At 63.3% G+C, this 1,383-nt stretch carries 2 protein-coding genes; both read left to right on the plus strand.

All coding sequences use genetic code 11. From position 1 onward, the window contains the following. On the plus strand, positions 1-262 hold a 262-nt coding region (locus tag AC1DT3_RS21240), incomplete at its 5' end, for a VOC family protein (RefSeq protein WP_477467170.1). Next, a complete protein-coding gene (locus AC1DT3_RS21245) occupies positions 259-1,362 on the plus strand; it encodes an ABC transporter permease (RefSeq protein WP_477467171.1) in 1,104 nt (367 codons plus the stop codon). The genes AC1DT3_RS21240 and AC1DT3_RS21245, both read left to right, overlap by 4 nt. Positions 1,363-1,383 lie beyond the last annotated feature (21 nt).

The following is a 1,383-nucleotide window of genomic DNA, read 5'->3' on the forward strand; positions in this document are numbered from 1 at the left end:
TGCCCATGTCGAAGATCGACCGACGGGTTTCTCCGCCATATCGCTCGCCTACAACGCGCGCTCGAAAGCGGAAGCGGACGAAGTCTTCGCCCTCGCGCTTGCGGCCGGCGCACGACCGCTGAAGCCGCTGCAGGATGTTTTCTGGGGTGGCTATTCCGGATATTTCGCGGATCCGGACGGACACCTCTGGGAGGTGGCTTGGAATCCGTCGTTCCCGCTCGATGAAAAGGGTCACATGTCTTTGCCGGATCATCAGCCGTGAGTGCGCCCATCGATCTCCCGARATGGGCCGATACCGTTCTCGTGCCCGCCGTCTCCGTGGTCGCAGCCTTTTTTGTCGCCGGTCTCGTGGTCGTCGGCATCGGCGAGAATCCGCTCACCGCCACGCGGCTCCTGATTCAAGGAAGTCTCGGGTCCGGCGAGGGATTGGGGTTCACGCTGTTCTATACCACGAACTTCATCTTCACAGGCCTCGCCGTCGCGGTCGCCTACCATGCCGGGCTGTTCAACATCGGCGCTGAAGGACAGGCGACTCTGGGCGGGCTCGGCGCCGCGCTCGTTGTCTTGAACTTGAGTTTTCTGCCGGGCTTCCTTCTCATTCCACTCGGCATTCTCGGCGCCGCCGCCTTCGGGGCGCTGTGGGGCGCCATCCCCGGCTATCTGCAGGCCAAGCGCGGCAGCCATATCGTCATCACGACGATCATGTTCAACTGGCTGGCGAGCGTCCTGATCGTGTATCTGCTCGTCAATGTCCTGCGCGAGCCGCAGAACATGAATCCGGAAACGCGCTCGTTTCCGCCGCAATCGCAGATCCCGTTCATGCATGACGTTCTCGCCGTGTTCGGCATCGAGGTTGCGCCCTCGCAGCTCAACCTCACGCTCTTGCTCGCCTTGGCGGCGGCCTATGCCGTCTGGCTGCTGATCTATCGGTCCCGTCTCGGCTACGCGATCCGAACCGTCGGACTAAATCCGACGGCGGCCGTGTATGCAGGGATCTCGCCTGCACGCGTCACCATCATCGCCATGATCATCTCGGGGGCGCTTGCGGGCGGTCTCGCGGTGAACGAGCTGATGGGATACCAGCACCGGCTGCTGCTCGAGTTCACATCGGGGTACGGCTTCGTCGGCATCGCCGTCGCGTTGATGGGGCGAGCCCATCCCGCCGGCATCATTCTCGCCTCGCTCCTGTTCGGCATTCTCTATCAGGGCGGCGCGGAACTCGCGTTCGAACAGCCCGCGATCACGCGTGACATGGTGGTCGTGATCGGCGGCATCATCATCCTCTTCGCCGGCGCGCTCGAGGGACTCTTCCGCCGCTTTGTCGCCCGAGCGTTGACGCCCCTGCGGCCGGTGAGGGCGTAGCATCATGGATCTCGGTAGCTT

It is taken from the genome of Microvirga sp. P4_G7 (genome assembly GCF_056401005.1).